The organism is Alsobacter sp., from assembly GCF_059501845.1.
The window spans coordinates 1,324,067-1,347,429 of sequence record NZ_JCACDK010000018.1; the positions used below are offsets into that span (position 1 = coordinate 1,324,067).

Here is a 23,363-nt window from a genome sequence, read left to right on the forward strand (position 1 = left end):
CGCCGTCGGCTGGTCGGTTTCGGCGTCCCGGGAGGGTGGCCGGTCGCCGCCATTCTCATTTCCCCTGCAGCCCCGGCGTGCCCGACGCGGGGTTGCATCCCGCCTGCCGGAACCCGGCGGGCGCCCTCATCGTTCAACTCCTGCGCGAGTTCGGCCGACGGCCGGACCTTGCCTCCGATTCCGACGCAACAGGGTGTTCCGCACGTGCAGCGTTCCATGACGATGTCTCCCCGCCTCGAGTCCGACGCCGACATGGGTGGCCCGCTCGACGGCATTCCCACACGCGTGTCCGGGTCCGACGGACCGCGCCTCGGCATCGTCGCGCCGGGCCGCAACTGCTGGCGCACGGCGGACGCGAAGCGCATCGGCGTGCTCGCCAATGGCTCGGCCTATTTCTCATGCCTTGAAGGCTGCCTGCGCCGGGCCAAGCGCTCAATCATGATCGTTGGCTGGGACTTCGATGGCCGCATCCGCCTGCGACAGGACGCGCCCGAGCACGAATCTCCGCCCGTGGGCGAGCTGCTGCGTGCACTGGTCGAGGCCAATCCGGACCTCGAAGTCCGTATCCTCGTGTGGAGCATCGCCATCCTGCATGCCCCGAGCGATCCCTATTCGATGCTGTTTGGGGCCGACTGGCAGCGCCATCCGCGGATCCATCTCAAGCTCGACAAGACGCAGCCGATCTATGGCGCTCACCACCAGAAGATCGTGGTCGTCGACGACGCACTGGCTTTCGTCGGCGGCATCGACCTCACCGTGCGGCGCTGGGACAACCGGCGCCATCATCCGCGCGACCCCGCCCGCGTCAGCCCGGAGGGCACGCCTTACGGGCCGGTGCACGACGTCCAGATGGTCGTCGACCACGATGCGGCCCGCGCCGTGGCGGACGTCGCACGGGACCGCTGGCAGCGTGGAACGGGCGAAGCGCTTGTGCCGTGCCCGCCGGCCGACCTCGGCTGGCCCAGCGCCTGCCCCGCCGACATCGTCGACCACCCCGTCGCGCTCGCCCGGACGGCCCCCGCCATCAAGGGCGAGGAGGGCATCGACGAGGTTCTCCGCCTGACGCTCGACTCGCTCGCGGCCGCCCGGCGCACCATCTTCCTGGAAGCGCAGTATCTCACCTCGCTGCGCGTGGCGGGGGTGCTGGCCCGGGCGCTGGCCCGCGAGGACGGGCCGGAGGTCGTGGTGATCATGACGCGCGACTCGCGGGGTGCCGTGGAACGCTTCGCCATGGGCAACAACCGCGACCGGCTGCTGCGCCGCCTGCGCAAGCACGACCGCCACGGCCGGCTGCGCGCCCTCTACCCGCTCGCCGGGGGCGACCAGGTGCTGGTCCACTCCAAGCTGATCATGATCGACGACGAGTTTGTCCGTGTCGGGTCGTCCAACCTCAACAACCGCTCCATGGGGCTCGATACCGAGCTAGACCTCGCCGTCGAGGCGGAGACGGACGCCGCCCGCGAGGCGATTGCCCACATGCGCAACCGGCTGCTCGGGGAGCATCTGGGGATGAAGGCTGACGAGGTGGCGGAGGAGGAGGCGAGGACGGGTTCGCTCGTGCTCGCGCTCGACAGGCTTTCCCATGAGACCGGCCGGCTGGGCCCGTTCAAGGCGATGACGGACGAGGGACCAACCCGCCCGGTCTTCGGCACCTGCATCCTCGATCCCGAGCGGCCCCTCAGTGCGCCGCGCCAGCCTCTGCGGCTCGCGGCGGAGGAGCCGCAACCCGGCCCCGCGCAAGTTCGCTGACCGCGAAGAGCACGGCACCGATGACGAGCGGGCCGAAGAAGTAGACGCAGCGGAACACCAGCAGCCCGCCGATCACCTCGCGGCCCTGCACGAAGGAGCGAACGACGCTCTCGATCACGCCCAGCCCTCCGGGGACGTGCGTGATCATCGTGGCCGTGTTCGCGATGACGTAGACGGCGGCGATCTCGGTGTAGCCCACATCCGCCACCGCCATCAGCGCCTGGTGCAGTGCCGCCGCGACGAAGGCGAAGTTGACCGTGCCGACGACGATCTGCGCTGCCGCGAGCCGCACATCCGGCATGGCGAAGCTCCACGACCAGAGCCGCAGCGGCCTCCTGACGAACGCAGCGAGGGCGAGGTAGGCCGCGGCGCCGGCGAGGCAGGCGAGGCCGAGCGCGAAGGCGCCGCCGTTCGAAAGGTGAGCGACGGTGTCGGCGAGGTCCGGCCGCAGCATAAGCGCGATGCCGCCAAGCACCATCAAACCGAGGCCCACGGTGACGCCGCAGAAGAGGACGAGCTTCGCCACCTCCTCGACGGTGAGCCCCCATCGCGAATACAGCCGGTAGCGGATCGCGCCGCTGCTCAGCCCGGCGAAACCGATCGTGTGACCGAGGGAAAGCGACGTGAAGGAGGCGAAGGCGGCCGACCGCCACGGGACCGACTTGCCGATGTAGCGCAGGCCCAGCCAGTCGAAGAAGGTCAGGGTAAGGTAGCTGGCCACGGTGAAGCCGATGCATCCGGCGAGCCGGGGCCAGGGCACGGCCCGCACGGCGGCGACGATCTCGTCGAGGCTGTATCCGCTCAGAGTGCGGTGGATCAGCCACCCCGACAGTGCGAGCGCGGCGACGAAGATGGCCCGCCCCCACCAGGTCCTGGCGGATGTGCCCCCCTTGTTCTCTGCCCGGCCGACGGGCTCCGCCTTGTCCAGTTCGGCACGACCAACCACCTGCTGCACGCGTTGCCCTCCAGCCACCGGGCGTCAACGCCGCTGGGCGGCGCGCGATCCATGTGCGGCGCGCTGCCGCTCCGCCCCGGCCGCGGCGGGCCTGCTGGCGGACGGTGTCACCCTTACTTCGGCCATCAGCGGCAGGTGGTCCGATGCCACGCGGGACAAAGGCGTCCGCACCACGGCGGTCCGCTCGACCTCGAGTCCGCCGCCGACGAAGAGGTGGTCGAGCCGCAGCATGGGAAGCGCGGTGGGGAAGGTCGCAGCCGGACGCGATCCGGCCACCCCCTCCTGGACGTCCCGCAGCGCGCCGGCGAAGCGGCGATAGGTGCGCGAACCCGGAACGGCGTTGAAGTCGCCGCCGAGCACGACCGGCCCACGGCAGAGCGGAGAGCCAACCCATTCCACGCCGGCCAGACACTCGGCCTGCGCCAGGCGCTCGCGGCCGCGCAGGCCGAGATGCGTGCAGACGACGTTGATCTCGGCGCCGGCGATGCGGATCGCGGCCCACAGAGCTCCGCGCGGTTCCAGGTTCTTTCCGGCGAGGCCCGGCAGGGCGCCCGCCTTGACGAGGCGGGAGGGGTGGGGGGTGAGGATGGCGTCGCCATACTCCTCCTCCATTGCCGTGAGCGCCGGATGGAAATGAAGCCGCATGCCGAGATGCGCGGCGATCTCGGCGGCCTGGTCGATACGGCCGCTGCGCTTGCGGCGGACGTCGAGCTCCTGCAGGAGGACGATGTCGGGCTGGGCGACGGCGATGACCTCGGCGATCCTCTCCGGAGAGAGGACGCCGTCGATCCCGAGGCAGCGGTGGACGTTGTAGGTGAGGATGCGGGCCATGGCGAGTCGGGGAATGGACGAAGCGACAACGGCCGGGGCGGCCGGAAGCTCCATCGTCGCCGGCTGTGCCGATCCGGCCCCGCTCGCCCGCCTGCCTTCCGATACGGTCGCGATGGCCCGCGCGCTCGTCGGCCGGATCGTCGTGCGCGACCATCCCGAGGGGCGGATGGCAGGGCGGATCGTCGAGACGGAGGCCTACCTGCCGGGCGACGCCGCCTCCCACGCCTTCCGCGGGCCGACGGCGCGCAACGCGACGATGTTCCGCCGGCCGGGCCTCGCCTATGTCTATCTCGCCTATGGCGTCTCGATGATGCTGAACGTCTCCTCGGAGGAGGACGGCGTGGGCGGCGGCGTTCTGATCCGGGCACTCGAACCGCTCGCCGGGCTTTCGCTGATGGCGGCCCGCCGGCGGACGGACAGGCTCCTCGACCTCGCACGCGGTCCGGGCCGGCTGGCGCAGGCGCTCGACATCGACCGCCGTCTGGACGGGACGGATCTCCTCGCGCCCGGGCCACTCTGGCTGGCCGATGACGGCGTGCCCCCGCCGGAGCTGCGCGTCACCACCCGCATCGGCATCACCAAGGATGCGGAGAGGCCCCTGCGCTTCATCGTCGACGGCAGCCCCTTCGTCAGCGGCCCCGCAAGGCTCAACCGGGGGTGACGCTGCCCTCGGGCGCTGCCTTACGACGGGCCCGCCTGCGGCCGCCGCGTCCGTTTTCCGAAACCGGCCAGGAGGGAAGACGCTGGCGAAGTTCGCCCATTCCCGCCCAAGGATCGGCATTCTGCCGCGCCAGGCGATCCGGCACGGTGCGCACGTTGAAGGCGACGGGGTCGAGGCCGGGCGTAAGTTCCGCCCACGTCACCGGCGTCGAGACCGGCGCCCCTGGACGGGCACGGGTGGAGAACGGGGCCACCGCCGTGGCGGTATCGTCGTTGCGCAGGTAGTCGATGAGGATCTTCCCGACCCGCTCGGCCTTCGCCATGCGCGTGAGATAGCGGTCCGGCGAGGCCGCCGCCATCTCCTCGGCAAAACCGCGCGCGAAGGCCTTGACCCGCTCGAAGTCGCAGCGCCGCTCGATGGGGGCCACGATATGCACGCCCTTGCCGCCGGTCGTCTTGGCGAAGCTTTTCAGGCCCAGCTTCTCCAAGCGCTCGCGAACTTCGTGCGCACCGGCGACCACCTCACCGAAGCCGAGACCCTCGCCGGGATCGAGGTCGAAAATCACGCGGTCCGGTCGGTCCGGCCTGTCGGAGCGTGAATTCCAGGGATGGATCTCGAGGACGCCCATCTGGACCAGCGCAACCAGCCCGCGTTGGTCGCGGATGGCCAGGAAAGGCTGCCCCTCGCCGAAGCCCGGTACCGGCACCTCGACGAGCTCGGCGGGGACGCCGGAGCCGGGATGGCGCTGGTAGAAGCACACCTTTCCGCGTCCTGTCGGGCAGCGCATCAGCGTGATCGGCCGGCCGGCAACGTGCGGCAGCATGTGCGGCGCCACGTCGAGATAGTACTCGGCCAGCTCGCGCTTGGTGATGCCCTGTTCGGGAAACAGCACCTTTTCGGGGCTCGTCAGCCGGACGCCGCCAATCTCGATCGCGTCACTTGCCTTTGCCATCGCCCGCCTCCCGCGCCGTGTCACGATCCTCGTCCAGCACTGCCCCGACGAGAAGGCCCGGGCGTGCCTCGCGTCCGAGCTGCTCCAGCGTGCAGGTCCGCGGCGGCTTGTCCGGCCGCCAGCGCAGGATCGACGTGCCGTGCCGGAAACGGTCGGCGGTGACCTGGTCGTAGTGCACCTCGACGACGAGCTCCGGCCGCAGCGGCCGCCAGTCGGCGGAGCGCGCCGTGCTCCAGCGGCTCGGTCCGCCGGGTGCGCGCCCGGTGAATCCCGGCGCCTCGACGAGGGCTTCAAGCCGCCGTGTCAGTTCCGGTCGGTCCGCAGCGGAGATCGCCGAGGTGAAGCCGACATGGTTTAGCAGGCCCTCGTCGTCGTAGAGGCCCAGCAGCAGCGAACCAACGCGGCGCCCGCCGCTCTCGTACCGGAACCCGCCCACGACACAGTCGGCAGTGCGGGCGAGCTTCACCTTCACCATCGCCCGCTCGCCGGCCTCGTACGGCCCGTCCCGGCGCTTCGCCACGACGCCGTCCAGCGCTCCGCCGCTGCGGTCCAGCCAACCCTGCGCCTCGGCGCGGTCGAGCGTGAACGGCGAGAGCCTCAGCACCGGATCAGCGCCGACGCGCCTTACCAGCGCCTCGAGCGCGGCCCGCCGCGCCGAGAGCGGCTCCGCGACCAGGGTCTTGCCTTCGGCTTCGAGGCAATCGAAGAGGACGAGGCGGGCAGGATGGGCCGCCGCCAGCTTGCGCACGCGGCTCTCGGCGGGGTGCAGGCGCATCTGCAGCTCCTCGAAGGACAGCGTCTCCCCGACAGGGATCACCAGCTCGCCGTCGAGTGTGCAAGGCCCGATCGATAGGGTTTCGAGATGGGCGACGACGTCCGGGAAGTAGCGCGCGAGCGGCTTTCCCGACTTTCCGCGCAGATCCACTGCACCGTCACTAGCAATGTGAGCGAGGCAACGGAAACCGTCCCACTTGGGCTCGTACTGCCAGCCCTCGCCGGACGGAAGCGTGTCCTCGCTGCGGGCCTCCATCGGGGCCAGCACCTCGGGCTCGGCTTGTTTGCTGCGACGCCCGGCCTGGGGCGTCTCCCTGTCTCGCGGGCGCGCGGTCGGCATGGCGGTACTCCGGAACGCGGCCTCGGCGGCCGTCTGTTCCGGAAAGCGCCTGAGAGCCCGTCGCGTTCCGTCAGGACGCGGCTGGGATCACAGGCAGGACGGGGTCGCGCAGATCGACGTCGCGAATTTCTTCGCGGCCGCGTCCAGCCGGCGCTGGATTTTCTGCGCGCGATCGTCGTCGGGCACCGGCGGCTCCGTCGCCGCGATGCTCGGCCTGACAGGCGCCACCTTGGCGGGAGCCGCGACGACCGGTGCAGCCGGAGCAGCAGGGGCCGGCACGGCCGTCCCTACCGATGCCGGCTTCACCGGAGCGGCCGGCTCGACCTTCGGCGCCGCTATGACGGGGGCCGCGGGAACCGCCGCCGGAGCCACCTTGGGAACGGCCACGACGGGTGCCGCTGGCGCGACGGGGGCGGGAGCCACGGGCTTGGCCGGCAGGGCTGTTTCGACGGGCGCCGCCTTGGCCGGGACCGCCGGGGCGACCTTGGGCACGGCGACAACCGGGGCTGCGGGCGTGACGGCCGGGGGAGCCGGGGGCTTCGCCGGCACGGCGGTCTCGACCGGAGCCACCTTGGCCGGGATGGCCGGGGCGACCTTGGGCACAGCGACGACCGGAGCGGCCGGCACGACCTGGGCAGGAGCAGGAGGCTTCGCCGGCACGGCGGTCTCGACAGGCGCCAGCTTGGCGGGGACAGCCGGGGCGACCTTGGGCGCCGCGACGACGGGCGTCGCGGGCGCGACGGGGGCAGGAGCCGGGGGCTTCGCCGGCACGGCCGTCTCGACAGGCGCCATCTTGGCGGGGACAGTCGGAGCAACCTTGGGCACCGCGACCACAGGCGCGGCAGGCGCCACGGCGGCAGGGGCCGTGGGCTTCGCGGGCACCGCGGTCTCGACGGGTGCCGGCTTCGCTGGCGCCGCCTTGGGAGCAGCAACCGCTGGAGCAGCAGGCACCTTGGCGGGAACCGCCGTCTCGACGGGAGCGGGCTTGACGGACACGGCGGCGGGAGCTTGCTCGGCGATGGTCGGCCGGGCCGCCGGCTGCTGCTGGCCGGGGGCGGCCGGGCCGCCGGGACCGGGATAGATCACCCGCACGGTGCCGGGTTCGGACGGCGTCTTGGGAACCGGCACGACCGGCGTCGAAGGTGCCGGCGGCTGCGCGCCGATGGGCACGGGGGTCGACTTGGGGGTCGGCACGTCGGCGGGAATGTCCGCCGGCGGGGGCATCTCGCCATCCGGCACGATGATGGCCGCCGGATCGGTCTTCTTCTGCTGCTTCTTCTTCCAGTCTGGCTCGAGCGTCGAGGGGCCGATGGCGCCCATCGGCATCGGGAACACAGGCTTTGCCTGCTTGGCGGCTGCGCCGCCGGATTGCGCGCCGGGGACCGGGAGCACCATGGGCCCGCTTTGGGCCGAGGCTGCCGTAGCGGTCACGAGGAGGGCCGCCGCGGCGGCGAGGGATCGCAGCATGGTAAACCAGAGGTTGTTTAGCGGCTTGTACCACGGCACCCCTGCCACAGGGGAGAGCGAATGCGCCGGGCACGGGGACGGGCGCCGGATCCACCCTTCGAGTGCCGGGCTTGACAAGCCGCGCCGCACGCCGGACGAGAAGGCGTCTCCTGACCTCGCCAAGGCCGGGACACCCGCGCCCGTCGCGGCGGCAGAAACGACCCCGGGAAGAACGATCCGAGGAGGACCACCATGGACATGTCGGGCACCCAGCGTATCGAGGCGCCGCGCGAAGTCGTCTGGGCCGGCTTGAACGATCCCGAGGTGCTGCGCCAGTGCATCCCCGGGTGCGATACCGTCGAGAAGCTGTCCGACACCGAGCTGCAGGCGAAGGTGACCCTCAAGATCGGGCCGGTGAAGGCGTCCTTCTCCGGGAAGGTGACGCTCTCCGATCTCGACCCGCCCAATGGCTACACGATCTCAGGCGAGGGCTCGGGTGGCGCGGCCGGCTTCGCCAAGGGCGGGGCCAAGGTGAAGCTGACGCCGGAAGGCGACGCCGCCACCATCCTCGACTACACGGTCAATGCGCAGATCGGAGGGAAGATCGCGCAGCTCGGCGGCCGCCTCATCGACGCCACCGCCAAGAAGCTCGCGGGCGAGTTCTTCGAGAAGTTCGGCAAGGTCGTCGCCGGTCCGGGCGAGGAAACCGCCGATACAGCCGCCCCCGCGGAGAAGAAGGGCTGGCTCGGCAAGGTGTTCAAGTCCTGACCCGGGCTCACCGAGGCGTGTAGGGCGCCTCCAGGATCACCCTCGGCCCGGTGGCGGTACCGGATCCGGCCGCCTGCTCCGTGCGCTTCTTCGGTGTTGCCGTGACGGTGATCTCGAGGGAGCGGTCGGCGACCTTCACCCGTTCCAGCGCGCCTCGGCGCGCCACCTCCGCCTGGAAGCTGAAGCCGAGCACCCTGTCTGCCTGCGCCAGCAGCGCAGGCGGCGTGGCACCGGGGCTCCTGAGATCGACGAAATCCGCCGTGGTCGGCCCGCGCTTCCCGTCGCCGCGGAAGACGAAGGCGGCCTGGTCGGAGACCACGACGTCGCCCCGGCGCAGGGTGGGATCCTCCAGGGCGCGCAGTGCCCAGTCCTGCCGGATCCCTGACCCGCAGCCGCAGGCCGGCGTCACGGCCGTCCGGTAGGAATAGGCGGTGGCAAGATCGCCGTAGCGCGACCCCGTCGGGCTGCGGGCCTCGTCGACACCCTCGTTCGGGCCGCGCCGCGACAGGCGGTACACCACGCTGCCCGCGCACATCCCGTCGCAGAGCGCCTGCGGGCTCAGCTGGGCCGTGGCGCCGCCCGGCATCGGGAAGAAGAAGCCGTCGCACTCGCGCACGCAGTAGGCCTGGCCGCCCGTCCCCTTGCGCGGCGACGCAGCCGCAGGCTGGCGAGGAGCGGTCTCCAACGCCGGCGGAGCGGCGGCGCGGGGCCCGGACGGCGCGCCGAACAGCATCTCGAAAAAGCCCGCCGAGGCGGGGGCCGGCATCATCGCCGAGAGGACGGCGGCGACGCAGGTGGCGAGGCAGGCTTTCGGCAGGCGCGGCACGTGGTCGGCTCCGTGTCGTCCGGTGTCGGGCGACGCTCATCCCATGGGGCCGGTTCACACTCAATTTTTAACGCGGCTTAGCCTTACCCGAAGCAAAACCGGCTTGATCCGCTTAGTCCCACAGGCCGCCGCACCCGCTTTTCCAGTGGCGCGCGCGAGAGGGCTGGGCTATCGCACCGGTGCGGAGCCGGCCCGCCGGCATATGCGCGGAGCCGACACCCATGATGCAGAAGGCGAACGCCAAGTACCGTCCCTACCCGCAGGTGAGCCTGCCGGACCGTACCTGGCCGGACAAGGTCATCGACCGCGCTCCCGCCTGGTGCAGCGTCGACCTGCGCGACGGCAACCAGGCGCTCATCGATCCCATGGGGCCGGACCGCAAGCGGCTGCTCTTCGACACCCTGCTGCGCATCGGCTTCAAGGAAATCGAGGTCGGCTTCCCCGCCGCGTCGCAGACGGATTTTGACTTCTGCCGGCTCGTCCTCGAGAAGGGCCTGGTCCCTGACGACGTCACCATCCAGGTGCTGACGCAGTCGCGCGAGGACCTGATCCGCCGCACCTTCGAGGGCATCCGCGGCGCGCGCCGGTCCATCGTCCACCTCTACAACTCGACCTCCGAGCTGCAGCGCCGTGTCGTCTTCCGCATGGATCGCAAGGAGGTCATCGACCTCGCCGTGACCGGGGCGAGGCTGATCCACCGCCTGAAGGAGGCCGGCGAGCACGGCGATGGCGAGGTGGTCTACCAGTACTCGCCCGAGAGCTTCACCGGCACCGAGCTCGACTACGCCAAGGACATCTGCGAGGCGGTGATGGAGGTGTGGCAACCGACGCCGCAGAACCCCGTCATCCTCAACCTGCCCGCCACCGTCGAGATGTCGACGCCGAACATCTATGCCGACCAGATCGAGTGGTTTCTGCGCCACGTCCGCGACCGCGACTCGATCATCCTTTCGCTGCACCCGCACAACGACCGCGGCTGCGCCGTGGCCGCCACGGAGCTCGCCTTGATGGCCGGCGCCGACCGTGTCGAGGGCACGCTCTTCGGCAATGGCGAGCGCACAGGCAACGTCGACATCGTGACGCTGGCGCTGAACCTCTACACGCAGGGCGTCGATCCCAACCTCGATTTTTCCAGCGTCCGCGAGACCGTGCGCATCGCCGAGCACTGCACGCAGCTGCCCGTGCATCCCCGCCACCCCTATTCGGGCGAGCTGGTCTTCACGGCGTTTTCCGGCTCCCACCAGGACGCGATCAACAAGGGCTTCAAGGCGCTTTCAGCTTCCGGCAGCCCGTACTGGGAAGTGCCCTACCTGCCCATCGACCCGAAGGATGTCGGCTCGACCTATGAGGCGGTGATCCGCATCAACAGCCAGTCCGGCAAGGGTGGGATTGCCTACATCCTGGAGCGCGAGCACGGGCTGGAGCTGCCCCGCCGCCTGCAGATCGAGTTCAGCCGCGTCGTCCAGGCCATCGCGGACGGGGAAGGGCGCGAGCTGCCCTCCGACCGGCTCTGGCAGGAGTTCCAGGGCGAGTACCTCTCGGGGGGGCGCTTCGACGTGGTGGAGTACCGCACCGAGCCGAGCGGCGAGGGCGACGGCAAGGACCGCATCAGCGCCAAGATCCGTGACGACGGGGTCGAGCGGACGATCACCGGCGTGGGCACCGGGCCGATCGACGGCTTCGTCGACGCGTTCCGCCGTGCGGCGGGCGTGCACTTCGAGGTCGTCGACTACCGCGAGCATGCGATCGGCAGCGGCGCCAACGCCAACGCCATCGCCTATGTCGAGATCAGGCTGGGCGAGCAGTTCCTGTTCGGCGTCGGCCTCGACCGCAACATCGTCATGGCGTCGCTGCGCGCCATATGCGGGGCGGTGAACCGCCACCTGCGCGACAGCGGCGCGGAGCGCTGAGACGAGAGGGACGCCATGCTTCTGGGCTGCATCGCCGACGACTTCACCGGGGCGAGCGACCTCGCCAACACGCTTGCCAAGGGTGATGGGCCGGCGGGCGGCATGGCGACGATCCAGTTCTTCGGCGTGCCGGTCGGACCCGCCCCGCAGGGATGCGAGGCCGGGGTCGTGTCGCTGAAGACCCGCTCCATCGCGCCCGGCGAGGCGGTGCGCCAGTCGCTGCAGGCGCTCGCCTGGCTGAAGCAGCAGGGCTGCCGGCAGTTCCTCTTCAAGTACTGCTCGACCTTCGATTCGACGCCGGAGGGGAACATCGGCCCGGTCGCCGAGGCGTTGCTGGATGCGCTGGGCACCGGCGTCGCGGTGGTCTGCCCGGTTTTCCCGGCAACGGGGCGTACCCTCTACCTTGGTCATCTCTTCGTCGGCGGCCGCCTGCTGAGCGAATCCGGGATGGAGAAGCACCCGCTGAACCCGATGACCGATCCGGACATCCGGCGCTGGCTCGCCTTGCAGACGCGCGGCGAGGTCGGGCTGGTGCCGCTCGCGGTCGTGCACAAGGGTGCGGAAGCCGTCGCGGCTGCGTGCGCGGCCGAGGCCGCGGCCGGGCGGCGCCTCGTGGTGGTCGATGCCGTCAGCGACGACGATCTGCGCGTCATCGGCAAGGCCGTCGCCTCCCATGCCCTCGTGACGGGCGGCTCCGGCATCGCACTGGGGCTGCCGGCCAACTTCCGGGAGCAGGGCTTGCTGGGGGCGAATGCGGCCCGCTACACCCCCGTGAAGGGTCCCGGAGCGGCGCTCTCCGGATCCTGCTCGGTGATGTCGCGCAAGCAGGTCGCGGCCTATGCCGCCGCGCACCCGGCCCTTGCGGTCGATCCAGACGCGCTGATGCGGGGCGAGCTCACGGCGGCCGACGCGATCTCGTTCGTCATGTCCGCAATCGAGCGCGAGCCGCTGGTCTACTCCACGGCCGAGCCCGATGCGGTGGCCGGGGCCCAGTCGCGCTTCGGGCGCGAGGAGGTGGCCGGTTCAATCGAGCGCTTCTTCGGCGAAGTCGCGAAGGGCCTCGTCGACGCCGGCGTCAACCGGCTCGCGGTCGGCGGCGGTGAAACGTCCGGCGCCGTCGTGACCGCTCTCGGCATCCGCGACGTGCTCGTTGGCCCCGAGATCGATCCCGGCGTGCCCGCGCTCGCGGCCGAGCAGCCCAGTCCGGTCCGCATGGCGCTGAAGAGCGGCAATTTCGGCGTGGAGGGCTTCTACGAGAAGGCGCTCGCCGCGCTCGGGAGCCGCTGACGGGCGTTTACCGCTCGTTTACCCTGAAACAGCGCATTTTACCTGTTTCCCGTTTCCGCGAGAACGATCGGCTCTGCCGCGCATTGAGGTTCGCTTCCGCACACGGAGACGGGCCATGATGGCGCAGGCATCGGACGGCAAGGGGCAACGCCCGAGCTACGGCGAGACGGTCGGGCGAGAAACGCTCCAGCCCGACTTCGCGGCAGAATTGCGCTTGCGAATTGGGCGCGGCCTGCAGAACGAGTGCCAGCACGCGGTCTCCGAACCGCTGCCGCCGCGCATCGTCAAGCTCCTCGGCGAACTCGAGCGCGCGTCGCCTGACGACCGGAGCGAGGCGTCCGAAGAGGAAGATCCATACCGCCAGCCCGATACGTAGGGAGTCTCGCGTCGCGGGACCCGTTGCGGCCAAACGATAAGGGCCGCTTTCCCGCCCCCGTCACCCTCCCATGGCGGCGGCCATGAGGCCGCGCCACGCCAGCCGCGCGGTTCCGACCGCGCTTTCCGTCTGCGCCGCCTCTGCCACGGGTACGCCCAGAACCCGCGCGCGGATCTTCGTCCAGGCACGGTTCCGGGCGCCGCCGCCGACGGTGCGGACGGAAGTGAGGGCGGGCCCTCCGAGCTCACGCAGCCGCGCATAGCCCATGGCTTCTACGCTCGAAATGCCTTCCAGCAGCCCCTGCAGGAACTTCGCGTCATCGGCCGGCCGCGGCGTCGTGCGCGGCTGCAAGGCGGGGTCGTTGATCGGGAAACGCTCACCGGGGCTGGGCAGGGGGTAATAGTCGAGCCCTGTCGGGGTCTCCGGATCCAGCTGCGGCTCCAGTGCCTTCATCTCGTCGGCCGTGAAGAACTTGAGCAGGCCAGCACCTCCGGTATTCGAGGCGCCGCCGGCCAGCCACGTATCCCCGATGCGGTGGCTGTACAGCCCGTATTGCGGCGCGGACAGCGGAATCTCGGACAGGAGCTTCAGCACCAGCGTTGTTCCCAGCGAGGTCACGCCCTCGCCGGGCCGGTCCGCGCCCGTGGCGAGGAAGGCGGCACAGCCATCCGTGGTGCCGGCCACGCAGAGGCAGCCCTCGTCCAGCCCCCACTCCGCGGCTTGCGCCCTGTCGAGCCGCACGACCGGCGTGCCGGCGGGCTGGACGGCGGGAAGCATGGCGGGGTCAAAGCCGGTGCGGGCGATCCACGCCGGCCACTCGCGCGTCAGCGGGTCGTAGCCCGTCTTTAGGGCGCTGTTTTCGTCCGACACGTCGAAGCGTCCACAGAACTGGCCGAGGATCCAGTCGGACTGGTGGATGATGCGCTTTGCCCCGGGAGTAGAGGACAGGCGCATGGCGCGCGCCAGGGCCGAGGTCGCGCCGCGGGCCGCGGTATCGAGCGGAGCGGCGGGCGCGATCAGCGCCGCTTCCGCCGGGGCGGGGTCGTTGTACATGCGTGCCGGAGCGAGCGGCCGGCCGCTCTCGTCGATGGCGAGCACGGTCCCGGAGGTGCCGTCCACAGCAAGGGTGCGGACGTTCTTCAGGTCGACGCGCCGGCGCAGCTCCGCAAAGGCCTCCTCCGTGGCGCGGCGCCAGTGGGCGGGGTCCTGGGTGATGCCATTCCCGTCCTGGATGGGCGCGGGCAGCGCGGCCACAGCCGAGGCCACCACGGCGCCGCCGCGGTCGAGAGCGGCGAGACGCACAGCGGACGTGCCGATGTCGATGCCGAGCGCGAGGTCGGCGCCGGGAGACTGGGTTTTCATGGCGGCTACCCTCGGACGTTCCCTGGCGGCATGGCCGGCAGGTCCTTTGCTCGCCCCCGGGCTCAGGAGCCCGAGCGGGCGAGGGCCTGCCGGTACTTCTCCGCGTCCCAATTGACCAGGGCGTCTTCGTCGGCCTCGGTCAGCCGGTGCAGCGGGTCGCCAGCATAGAGCCGCGCCGCCACGTCGGAAAGGCATCCCGCGAGGGCCTGCGTGGCGGCGGTCGCGCTCTCGTGCAGGAGCACGCCGGCACCGGGTACCGCGATCATCGACAACAGGGGCCTCGCGGCTCGGCGCTCCGCGTCGGCCAAGCTCTCGCCGTCCTGCAGCGAGACCGTACCGGGGCCGAGGAAGATGACGTGGTCGGGATAGAGCGACCCGCCAGTGGCCACGGCCAGGCACTCTGGATCGAGAGCGACGGCGTGGGCCTGCCTGTCCTGTGCCGGGGCATAGGCCGTGCAGGACGCGAGCGCGTTCAGCCTGTCGAGGTCCGGTTCGCCACCCGGCCGCGCCGGCCGGCGCAGCCGTCCCGATACGTCGGCCAGCAGGGCCGCGGCCGCTTCCACCGTTTCACCGGCGACGACGAGGCCGTGATTGGCCAGCACCACGACGTTGGTGTCGGGCTTGCGCACGGCCTCGATGGCGCGCGTCAGCGGCACGCCGGGCCGGCGGTACTCGGCAAGCGCCCAGTTCAGCCCGGCCAGCCTCTCGGCCAGAACGGCGGCGGCGTCTGTGCGTGCGGCCGTCGCGATGGTCTCGACGCAATGCACGTGCACCACGACCCGCTGCGGCATCATCGCGTGAAAGGTCGTCTCGATGGAGGGCCGCAGCCTGTCGGCGTTGAGGTCCTGCCGGACGAAGTCGACGCAGCTCTCGCAGGCGGGGTCGCCGGCCTCGAAAGCCGAGCGCAACCGGTCGAGGTCGAGCGGCACCATGATGGGCTTCTGCCGGGCATGGGCGAGCCACGTTCCCGACGCCTTCACCCAGAGGACGCCGCCGCCCTTCAGGGATACGTTGCCGCCGGGCCCCTGCACCAGCGCCGGGTCGCTGCCGACGCGCTCCGACAGGGCGAGGAGGCCTTCCTCGTCCGAGATCGTTCTGGACTGTGCCATGGCTGGGCTCCGCTCAGCAGACGTTGACGAGCGGCTCGCCGGCGATATAGCGCCGGACTTCCTCGGCGGCCTGCTCGGCCGCGAAGGTAACCGTCTTCACCGAAGCGCCGGCGATGTGCGGAGTGAGCGTCACGTTCGGGAGTTGCAGCAACGGCCAATCCGGCGGCACCGGCTCGACCGCGAAGGTCTCCAGCATGGCCCCACGCAGGTGGCCGGAGGCCAGCGCGTCGTAGAGGGCGGCATAGTCGACCATCGGCCCACGCGCCGTGTTCACGAAGGTCGTGCCAGGCTTCATCCGGGCGAAGGCCGCCGCGTCGATGAAGCCAGTCGTCTCGGGCGTGACGCGGGCATGCAGCGTGACCACGTCGGACTGCGTGAGCAGGGCCTCGAGGTCGACATGCTCCACACCGTTGGCACGGTCCTGCGCGGTGAGCTGGACATAGGGGTCGGCGACGAGGATGCGGCAGCCGAACGCCTTCAGCAGCTTCACCACCCGCGTGCCGATGGCGCCGTAGCCGATGACGCCCACCGTCATCTCGGAGAGCTCACGGCCGGTTACGTCGGCGCGGTAGAGGTCGCCTCGCCACTCGCCCCTGCGCAACGCCTCGTGGCCGACCCGGATCATCCGGGTCTCGGCGAGGATGGCGCCCAGCGCGAACTCGGCGACCGCGCTCGCATTGCGGCCGGGCGTGTTGACGACCCGGATGCCCCGGGCCCGGGCTTCCTTCATGTCGATGTTCACCGGACCGCCGCGCGAGACGGCCACCAGCTTCAGGGCAGGCAGGCGCTCTATCATCTCGCCGGAGAGCGGCGCGAGGTGCGTCACGAAGATCTCGGCGTCGCCGACGAAGTCGACGATCTCGTCCGGCTCGCCCATGTATTCCTTCAGCCCGGCAAGGCCCTTGCTCTCGTAGCCGTGCATCATCGGCTCGTCGGGCCAGGGCTGCTCGAAGGTGCGGATCGTGTGACCGTGGCCGCAGGCCGCCACGATCTTCTGCTCGAAGATCGACGGCAGCATGAAGCGGTCTCCGATGACCGCGATGACCTTACCCATGTTCGACTGGACTCCGGATGCTCTGCAGGGCACGCCAGACCGGCTTGGTCTGGCGCCTGGCCTCCACGTAGACGGGGAAGAGCGGTTCGTAGCGCCTGGCCAGCGCCGTGTCGACCGGCAAGGGGTCGTCCAGGAGGGGGGTCACCCATTCCGCGACGCAGGAATCCATGTCGGGGTAAATGCCCGTGCCGACGGCCGCGATCATGGCAGCGCCCGCGGCACCGGCCTCTTCGCGCTTCATCGTTCGCACCGGCCGCTCCAGCACCGCGCCGAGGATGGTGCGCAGCGCCTTGCTGCGCGCCGCCCCTCCGGTGACGCGGATCTCGGCCGGGATGGCGCCCATGGCCGAGTAGCAATCGCGGGACGCGAAGGCGAGCCCCTCGTAGACGCCGCGCATCAGCTCGTTGAAGCCGGTGCGCAGGTTGAGGCCCAGGAACTGCGCGCGGGCGGTGGGATCGACGAAGGGCCCCCGCTCGCCGGCCTCGGAGATGTAGGGATGGTAGAGCACGCTGCCGGGCTCGGCCGCCATTACGCGCTCGTCGAGGCCCTTCAGCAGGTCGGCCCGCTCGCGCTGCACGCCGGCGTCGCCGAGAATGCCGACGGCGAGGTTCAGCAGCCAGTCGATGTTGAGCGTCGAGGCCATGTTCGACTGCATCTGCGCATAGGCGCCGGGCAGCGGGAACGCCATGGTGTACCCGGTGGCATCCGCGTTCAGCGTCACCTCGGCCGCGCTCGGCACGAAGCGCATGTGCATGCCGGTGGAGCCGACGACGGTACACCCGGTCGCGATGCCCGGCTCATAGACGCCGGCGCCCAGCGCCGTGCAGATGACGTCGAGATAGGCCAGAGCCACCGGCGTTCCCTCGCCGAGGCCGCATTCGGCCGCCGCCGCGGCGGAGAGCGCACCGACCTCCCGCGTGCCGTCGACGATGCGCGGCTGAAGGCGGGCGAGGTCGGAGATGCCGAGGATGTCGAGCACGCGCGGCTCATAGGCGCGGGTGCGGAAATCGCCGAAGGTGAACGTCGCCTCGGCCGGGCAGGTCGCGCGCTCGCCCGTCAGGCGGAAATAGAGCCAGTCCTTCGGGTGGAAGGCGGTGGCAGCCTTCTCGACGAGGTCGGGCCGGCGCGTCTTCAGCCACAGCAGCTGAGGCCCCTGCTGGCAGGCGGCGAGTCCGGCGCCGGTGAGCCGGTAGAGGTCGTGCACCTTCGGCGTCGACCGGATGTCGTCGACCATCTGCCCGGCGCGCACGTCGAGCCAGAGCCAGCCGTCATGGACCGGGCGGCCATCCGCGTCGATCATCCAGGTGCCGTCGCCCTGGCCCGTCACGGCCACCACTGCGGTACGGTCGGCGAGGTTCGGAACGAGGTCTGCGAGGCCGCGCAGCGTCGCGGCGGTGTCGGACCAGGTTCGCGCCATGTCCTGTTCGACACCGCCCTCGGCCACGGAGACGTAGGAGTTCGGCCGGGACGAGATCGCCACCTGCCGCCCGCCGAGATCGAAGGCGATGGACTTGATGACGGATGTGCCGGCATCGATGCCGATGATGATGTCCCGCTTCATGCCCTGCCGATCCGCGCTTGCCTGCCCGGTTCGGCGGTCCGACCGGGTGTCGGGTGGACACGTGTCCGCCGCTCCGCGACGCCGTCAAGGCGTTTCGATGCTGCATCGCAGCATGGCCTGACGCCGAAAACCCGGCTCCTCGTGGAGCCGGGGCAGGCCGTCCGGAGACGGAGACGGATCAGGACGCGAGTGCGATCCGCACGCGGGCCTGGGTCGGAATATCGACCTCGACCTCGAGCGTGGAGAGCACGTCGCCGCGCTCCATACGCACACGCACCCGCTCGGGAGCGAGCGGGATGTGGCGGCCGATCACGGCGAGGATTTCCTCACGCAGGATGCCGACGAGGTCGACCCTCCCGGTGACCGTGCGTTCGTGCGCCAGGAGGATCTGCAGGCGATCCCGCGCCACCGGCGCGGACCTACGCCTGCTGAACAGGCTGAAGATGTTCATGCGGCCCTCCGGAACAGCTTGTCCAGGAAGCTCTTGCGTTCGGAGGGCACCACCATCGGGATGCTTTCTCCAGTGAGACGGCGCGCCGCGTCCACATAGGCCTTGGCAGGGGCGCTGGCGGGATTGTTCAGGGTGACGGGCGAGCCGATGTTGGAGGCGCGCAGCACCTCCTCGCTCTCCGGGATGATGCCCAGCAGCGGGATCGCCAGGATCTCGAGGATGTCGTCGGTCTTCAGCATCTCGCCGCGGTCGGCGCGCGTCGAGTCGTAGCGGGTGAGGAGCAGGTGCTTCTCGATCTTCTCGCCCCGCTCGGCGCGCTCGGTCTTGCTGTCGAGCAGGCCGATGATGCGGTCACTGTCGCGGACGGAAGAGACTTCGGGGTTGGTAACCACCACCGCCGTGTCGGCGTGCCGCATGGCGAGCTGGGCGCCGCGCTCGATGCCGGCGGGGCTGTCGCAGATGACCCAGTCGAACTTCTCGCGAAGCTCTTCCATGACCTTGGCAACTCCCTCCTCGGTGAGCGCGTCCTTGTCGCGCGTCTGCGAGGCCGGGAGCAACGACAGCGTGTCGATGCGCTTGTCCTTGATCAGCGCCTGGGCGAGCTTCGCGTCGCCCTGCACGACGTTGATGAAGTCGTAGACGACGCGGCGCTCGGCTCCCAGGATGAGATCCAGGTTGCGCAGCCCGACGTCGAAGTCGACGACGCAGACGTTCTCGCCTCGCTGCGCCAGCGCTGCGCCGAGGGCCGCGGTCGAAGTGGTCTTTCCCACCCCGCCCTTGCCTGATGTGACGACCAGGACCTTCGCCATTGTCTGTTCCCCGCTCCGCTGTCAGTCCAGGGCTGTTATGAGGATTGCGTCACCGTCGAGCCGGGCCTGGACCGGTCGACCACGCAGCTGCGGCTCGAGTTCGTCGGCGGTCCTGTAGAGACCGTCTATGGCGACGAGTTCGGCCTCGAACTTTCGGCAATAGATGCGCGCCTGTGCATTGCCGGCGGAGCCTGCGATGGCCCGCCCGCGCAGGGCGCCGTAGACGTGGATGCAGCCCCCCGCGATGACCTCCGCCCCCGAGGAGACGGAACCCATGACGATGACGTCGCCCTGCGGAAAGATGATCGACTGGCCCGATCGCACGGTGCCGTCGACGATCATCGGCTGGGGGTGCGGCGCGGCAGCCCGGGACTGCGCGTCGAGTACGTCGGCGAGCCCGCTCTGGCGCGAATTCGCCAGCTGCGGAGGCAGTCCGAGCCCGACCATCGACTGGTCGACCCCGTCCACCGCCATGACGCGGATCTCGCGCTTCATCAGGTCGGCAACGAGGCCCGCCAGCTCGGCTTTCTCGACCGTGAGGGCAGTCACGTCGAGCACAACCGGCCGGCCCATGAAGAAGCCGGGCGAGCGCTCGAGCCAGGCGTCGAGATCCTTGAGCCACTCCTCGAGCGGTGCCTCCGGCGCCAGAACGAGCGCCAGGAACGACCGGCCCCGGAAGCGGATGGAGTGGCGTGGGCGTGGTGTGGAAATGGTCACGAGTCGTAGTCCCCCGATGCCCCTGTTTGTGGAAGGAGCATGGTTAACGACCGGTTAACCGGAGGCCTCGACTTCAATTTTCTGTTCATGGAAGTTTCGCATTTCTATCTGGGGTTTTAGGTACCGCTGTCCCGTTTCGCGCCATGCGGGCGCCCGTGAAATGTCGTGCGGGCCGTCGTCGAATGCGGATTGCCTTTGCTGTTCAACAGTGTGGCGGGCCGGCGGCAGCATTTTGGCCCTTGCGGGTGCGTCGCCCGCCTGCAGTGGCGCCATACCGGGAGTTGTCCTGCGGGAGGAATGTCGGTTGAGCGGAGAATCACGATGACGGACTGGAACGCCGCGCAGTACCTGCGCTTCGAGGACGAGAGGACCCGCCCGGCGGCGGACCTGCTCGCACGCGTCGGGGCCGTCGAGCCGGGGCTCGTCGCCGACATCGGCTGCGGTCCGGGCAACAGCACCGAACTGCTGTGCCGCCGCTACCCGCAGGCGCGGGTAGTCGGCGTGGACACTGCGCCCGACATGCTCGCCGCCGCGCGCCTGCGCCTTCCCGGCGCGGAGTTCCTCGAGGCCGACGTGGCCAGCTGGTCGCCCGAAGCACCCTGCGACGTGCTGTTCGCCAACGCCGTCCTGCAATGGCTGCCTGACCATGCACGCCTGTTTCGCCGCCTGATGGGTCTGCTGGCCTCTGGCGGCTGGCTGGCGGTGCAGATGCCCGACAACCTGGATGAGCCCACCCATGCCCTGATGCGCAGGGTCGCGGCCCGCGGACCCTGGGCGGCGCGGCTCGCAGGCGTGACGCGCGACAGCCTGCTTGCCCAGGGCGCCTATTTCGACCTGCTGCGGCCGCTCGCCCGCTCCCTCGACATCTGGCGCACCGCCTATGTCCACGTGCTCGCCGATTCGGAGGCCGTGGTGCAGTGGGTGATGGGGACGGGCCTGCGGCCCTATCTGGCTCCGCTCTCCGGGCCGGAGCGTGAGGCTTTTCTCACCGAGTACCGATCGGAAGTTGCGGCGGCGTACCCTGCGCGGCCGACAGGCGAGGTTCTCCTGCCCTTCCCACGCCTGTTCATCGTTGCCCAGGTGGCCTGAGCGGGGCCGGCGATTCCGGGGTCTGGCCTGCTGTCACGGAAATTCCGAACGGCGCCGCCGATTTCTCTTCAAGCCGGCCGGCACCGGGCCTAGACTGTGCCGCACGGGCCCATGGTCTTCTCGCTGCGCCAGATCCAGTATTTCGTCGCCGTCGCCGAGCACGGATCGGTGTCGGCCGCGGCGCAGGCGCTGTCGATCTCGCAGTCGACGGTTACCGAATCGCTGCGCGATCTGGAGGCCGATCTCGGCCTTCGGCTGCTCGACAGGCACGGCCGCGGCGTCGACCTGACCTTCAAGGGACATCAGTTCCTCCGCCACGCCGACCGCATCCTGTCCGAGGTCGCCCATGCCCGCCGCGCGCTGACGGCGGATGCAAGCCCGGTCTCGGGTAGGCTCGCCATCGGCATCACGCCGCTGGTGGCCGCCTACATCCTGCCGGACCTCCTCGCCCGCTACCGGCGGGCCTTCCCCGACGTGCGGGTCGAGGCCGTCGAGGACACGGGCGAGTATCTCGAGCACCTGCTCGTCGGCGGAGAGCTCGACGTCGCGGTGATGGTGCTGAATCCGGGGAGGAATTCGTCGGCGCTGCAGACCGAGGTGGTCGAGGTTTCTCCCTACCGCGTGTGGTTGCCGCTCGGTCACGCCGCCGCTGTGGCCGAGCGCGTCAGCCTCGCCCAGCTGGCTGCGGAGCCGCACGTCCTGCTGGCCGTGGACGAGATCGCCGAGGCGGCGGAGATCGCCTGGCGGCAACTCGGCGTACGCCCGCCCATCGCCTATCGCACCCGGTCGGTCGAAGCCGTTCGCAGCCTGGTCGCGACAGGAGCAGGCGTCGCGATCCTTCCCGACATGACCTACCGCCCGTGGTCGCTGGAAGGCGACAGGATCGAGGCGCGCAGCGTCGTCGAGGAACTGCCCGCGGTGGAAGTCGCGACGGCCTGGCGCCGCGGCTCCCCCCTCAATGCCGCGGCGACGGGCTTCGTCGCAGTCGCTGCCACGCGCCCGGCGCCCCGCACCCGCTGACCAGCTATCGGAATTCCCGATGGCAGCCTTCTCTCCTTTGGTGTGGCGGGGCCTTTACCGTTCGATCACCATCAGGAAGGGGCGCGCGATGGCCCGGCCGTCGCGACGCAATGGAGGAGGATGAGACGATGCGCGCAGTGATGACGCTGGGCCTGGTGGCCAGCATCGCCCTGGTGGGCGCGGCCGTTGCGGCCGAGAAGACCTCGATCGGCAAGGGCGAGGGCCAGGTCGATATCGTGGCATGGCCCGGCTACATCGAGCGGGGCGAGACCGACAAGGCCTATGACTGGGTCACCAGCTTCGAGAAGAAGACCGGCTGCAAGGTCAACGTGAAGACCGCCGGCACCTCGGACGAGATGGTCGCCCTGATGAACGAAGGCGGCTTCGACCTCGTGACCGCCTCCGGCGATGCCTCGCTGCGCCTCATCGCCGGCAAGCGCGTCCAGCCGATCAACCCCAAGCTGATCCCGAGCTGGTCGAAGGTCGATCCGCGGCTGCAGAGCGCGCCGTGGCACACCGTCAACAACGTCCATTACGGCGTGCCCTATCAGTGGGGCTCCAACGTCCTGATGTACAACACAGAGGTCTTCAAGGAGGCCCCGAAGAGCTGGGCGGTCGTGTTCGAGGAGCAGACGCTCTCCGACGGCAAGTCGAACAAGGGACGCATCCAGGCCTTCGACGGCCCGATCTATATCGCCGACGCCGCGCTCTATCTGTCCAAGACCAAGCCCGAGCTCGGCATCAAGGACCCCTACGAGCTGAATGAGGACCAGTACAAGGCGGCCCTCGACCTGCTGCGCAAGCAGCGCGTCCTCGTGCAGCGCTACTGGCACGACGCCATGAAGCAGGTCGACGACTTCACCAATGAGGGCGTCATCGCCTCCTCGTCCTGGCCGTTCCAGGTGAACCTGCTGCAGAGCCAGAAGAAGCCGATCGCCTCCACCATCCCGCAGGAAGGCGCGACCGGCTGGGCCGACACGACAATGATGCACTCCGAGGCCAAGCACCCGAACTGCGCCTACATGTGGATGGAGCACTCGCTCGACCCGAAGGTGCAGGGCGATCTCGCCGCCTGGTTCGGCTCCGTCCCCAGCGTCCCCGCCGCCTGCAAGGGCAACGAACTGCTGACCGACAAGGGCTGCGAGACCAACGGCGCCGGCGAGTTCGAGCGCATCGCCTTCTGGCGCACCCCGGTCGCCAAGTGCGCCAGCCAGCCGAACGGCTGCGTGCCCTACTACCGCTGGGTGTCGGACTACATCGCCGTCCTCGGCGGCCGCTGACCCTTCGACCCGGGCCGAACAAACCGGCCCGGGCAC

22 protein-coding genes are annotated in these 23,363 nt (G+C 70.2%); 9 read left to right on the plus strand and 13 right to left on the minus strand.

Annotation, left to right across the window (positions count from 1 at the left end; genetic code table 11):
* Window positions 1-216 precede the first annotated feature (216 nt).
* Window positions 217-1,749: a phospholipase D-like domain-containing protein gene (locus AC5JCN_RS21140; protein ID WP_495757061.1), complete on the plus strand. Its 1,533-nt coding sequence runs from the start codon at window positions 217-219 to the stop codon at window positions 1,747-1,749.
* Here the strand turns inward: AC5JCN_RS21140 and AC5JCN_RS21145 are convergent.
* Window positions 1,679-2,704, minus strand: a complete 1,026-nt coding sequence (locus AC5JCN_RS21145; RefSeq protein WP_495757062.1) for a lysylphosphatidylglycerol synthase domain-containing protein — start codon at window positions 2,702-2,704, stop codon at window positions 1,679-1,681. The two genes, AC5JCN_RS21140 and AC5JCN_RS21145, sit on opposite strands and share 71 nt — an antisense overlap.
* 24 nt (window positions 2,705-2,728) lie before the next feature.
* Complete coding sequence (locus AC5JCN_RS21150; protein ID WP_495757063.1) at window positions 2,729-3,535, minus strand: endonuclease/exonuclease/phosphatase family protein; 807 nt, start codon at window positions 3,533-3,535, stop codon at window positions 2,729-2,731.
* Between AC5JCN_RS21150 and AC5JCN_RS21155 the strand changes: the two genes are divergently transcribed.
* Window positions 3,534-4,196, plus strand: coding sequence for a DNA-3-methyladenine glycosylase (locus AC5JCN_RS21155; protein ID WP_495757064.1), 663 nt, complete (start codon window positions 3,534-3,536; stop codon window positions 4,194-4,196). The two genes, AC5JCN_RS21150 and AC5JCN_RS21155, sit on opposite strands and share 2 nt — an antisense overlap.
* Here AC5JCN_RS21155 and ligD read toward each other — a convergent pair.
* From ligD to AC5JCN_RS21170, 3 genes are all read right to left on the minus strand, one after another.
* Window positions 4,183-5,148: a non-homologous end-joining DNA ligase gene (ligD, locus tag AC5JCN_RS21160; RefSeq protein WP_495757065.1), complete on the minus strand. Its 966-nt coding sequence runs from the start codon at window positions 5,146-5,148 to the stop codon at window positions 4,183-4,185. The genes AC5JCN_RS21155 and ligD overlap by 14 nt on opposite strands.
* Window positions 5,132-6,262: an ATP-dependent DNA ligase gene (locus AC5JCN_RS21165; protein ID WP_495757066.1), complete on the minus strand. Its 1,131-nt coding sequence runs from the start codon at window positions 6,260-6,262 to the stop codon at window positions 5,132-5,134. Before AC5JCN_RS21165 ends, ligD begins: the two co-directional genes overlap by 17 nt.
* An 87-nt stretch (window positions 6,263-6,349) precedes the next feature.
* Window positions 6,350-7,657, minus strand: coding sequence for a hypothetical protein (locus tag AC5JCN_RS21170; RefSeq protein ID WP_495757067.1), 1,308 nt, complete (start codon window positions 7,655-7,657; stop codon window positions 6,350-6,352).
* Between the two features lie 303 nt (window positions 7,658-7,960).
* On the opposite strand from AC5JCN_RS21170, the gene AC5JCN_RS21175 reads away from it, so the two are divergent.
* The gene (locus AC5JCN_RS21175) at window positions 7,961-8,476 is read left to right on the plus strand and encodes an SRPBCC family protein (protein ID WP_495757068.1); all 516 of its coding nucleotides are present in this window, start codon (window positions 7,961-7,963) and stop codon (window positions 8,474-8,476) included.
* A 7-nt stretch (window positions 8,477-8,483) separates the two neighbouring features.
* On the opposite strand, the gene AC5JCN_RS21180 is transcribed toward AC5JCN_RS21175, so the two are convergent.
* The gene (locus AC5JCN_RS21180; protein ID WP_495757069.1) at window positions 8,484-9,302 is read right to left on the minus strand and encodes a DUF2865 domain-containing protein; all 819 of its coding nucleotides are present in this window, start codon (window positions 9,300-9,302) and stop codon (window positions 8,484-8,486) included.
* A 224-nt stretch (window positions 9,303-9,526) separates the two neighbouring features.
* On the opposite strand from AC5JCN_RS21180, the gene leuA reads away from it, so the two are divergent.
* The 3 genes from leuA to AC5JCN_RS21195 all read left to right on the plus strand — a co-directional run bounded on the left by leuA (window position 9,527) and on the right by AC5JCN_RS21195 (window position 12,875).
* Entirely contained in the window at window positions 9,527-11,212 is a 1,686-nt protein-coding gene (gene leuA / locus AC5JCN_RS21185; protein ID WP_495757696.1) for a 2-isopropylmalate synthase, read from the plus strand.
* Between the two features lie 15 nt (window positions 11,213-11,227).
* Window positions 11,228-12,499 carry a 3-oxo-tetronate kinase gene (gene otnK, locus AC5JCN_RS21190; protein ID WP_495757070.1) on the plus strand — a complete coding sequence of 424 codons (1,272 nt, stop codon included), beginning with the start codon at window positions 11,228-11,230 and terminating at the stop codon, window positions 12,497-12,499.
* 115 nt (window positions 12,500-12,614) lie between these two features.
* Window positions 12,615-12,875 carry a hypothetical protein gene (locus tag AC5JCN_RS21195; RefSeq protein WP_495757071.1) on the plus strand — a complete coding sequence of 87 codons (261 nt, stop codon included), beginning with the start codon at window positions 12,615-12,617 and terminating at the stop codon, window positions 12,873-12,875.
* Window positions 12,876-12,935: 60 nt separating this feature from the next.
* Here the strand turns inward: AC5JCN_RS21195 and AC5JCN_RS21200 are convergent, their stop codons facing one another.
* The 7 genes from AC5JCN_RS21200 to minC all read right to left on the minus strand — a co-directional run bounded on the left by AC5JCN_RS21200 (window position 12,936) and on the right by minC (window position 19,938).
* Complete coding sequence (locus tag AC5JCN_RS21200; protein ID WP_495757072.1) at window positions 12,936-14,237, minus strand: FGGY-family carbohydrate kinase; 1,302 nt, start codon at window positions 14,235-14,237, stop codon at window positions 12,936-12,938.
* 62 nt (window positions 14,238-14,299) lie between these two features.
* Window positions 14,300-15,346 (minus strand): class II aldolase/adducin family protein, encoded by a 1,047-nt coding sequence (locus AC5JCN_RS21205; protein WP_495757073.1) that lies wholly within the window; start codon window positions 15,344-15,346, stop codon window positions 14,300-14,302.
* 13 nt (window positions 15,347-15,359) lie between these two features.
* Window positions 15,360-16,400 carry a 2-hydroxyacid dehydrogenase gene (locus tag AC5JCN_RS21210; protein WP_495757074.1) on the minus strand — a complete coding sequence of 347 codons (1,041 nt, stop codon included), beginning with the start codon at window positions 16,398-16,400 and terminating at the stop codon, window positions 15,360-15,362.
* Window positions 16,393-17,961, minus strand: a complete 1,569-nt coding sequence (locus AC5JCN_RS21215; protein ID WP_495757075.1) for an FGGY-family carbohydrate kinase — start codon at window positions 17,959-17,961, stop codon at window positions 16,393-16,395. Before AC5JCN_RS21215 ends, AC5JCN_RS21210 begins: the two co-directional genes overlap by 8 nt.
* 178 nt (window positions 17,962-18,139) lie before the next feature.
* Window positions 18,140-18,412, minus strand: coding sequence for a cell division topological specificity factor MinE (gene minE, locus AC5JCN_RS21220; RefSeq protein WP_495757076.1), 273 nt, complete (start codon window positions 18,410-18,412; stop codon window positions 18,140-18,142).
* Window positions 18,409-19,221: a septum site-determining protein MinD gene (gene minD, locus AC5JCN_RS21225; protein WP_495757077.1), complete on the minus strand. Its 813-nt coding sequence runs from the start codon at window positions 19,219-19,221 to the stop codon at window positions 18,409-18,411. The genes minE and minD overlap by 4 nt, the downstream gene beginning before the upstream one ends.
* Before the next feature lie 21 nt (window positions 19,222-19,242).
* Window positions 19,243-19,938: a septum site-determining protein MinC gene (gene minC, locus AC5JCN_RS21230; RefSeq protein ID WP_495757078.1), complete on the minus strand. Its 696-nt coding sequence runs from the start codon at window positions 19,936-19,938 to the stop codon at window positions 19,243-19,245.
* Between the two features lie 321 nt (window positions 19,939-20,259).
* On the opposite strand from minC, the gene tam reads away from it, so the two are divergent.
* The 3 genes from tam to AC5JCN_RS21245 all read left to right on the plus strand — a co-directional run bounded on the left by tam (window position 20,260) and on the right by AC5JCN_RS21245 (window position 23,327).
* Window positions 20,260-21,027 carry a trans-aconitate 2-methyltransferase gene (gene tam, locus AC5JCN_RS21235; RefSeq protein WP_495757079.1) on the plus strand — a complete coding sequence of 256 codons (768 nt, stop codon included), beginning with the start codon at window positions 20,260-20,262 and terminating at the stop codon, window positions 21,025-21,027.
* Between the two features lie 111 nt (window positions 21,028-21,138).
* Window positions 21,139-22,047, plus strand: coding sequence for a LysR family transcriptional regulator (locus AC5JCN_RS21240; protein WP_495757080.1), 909 nt, complete (start codon window positions 21,139-21,141; stop codon window positions 22,045-22,047).
* A 128-nt stretch (window positions 22,048-22,175) separates the two neighbouring features.
* Window positions 22,176-23,327: an ABC transporter substrate-binding protein gene (locus AC5JCN_RS21245; protein ID WP_495757081.1), complete on the plus strand. Its 1,152-nt coding sequence runs from the start codon at window positions 22,176-22,178 to the stop codon at window positions 23,325-23,327.
* The last annotated feature ends 36 nt before the right edge of the window (window positions 23,328-23,363 follow it).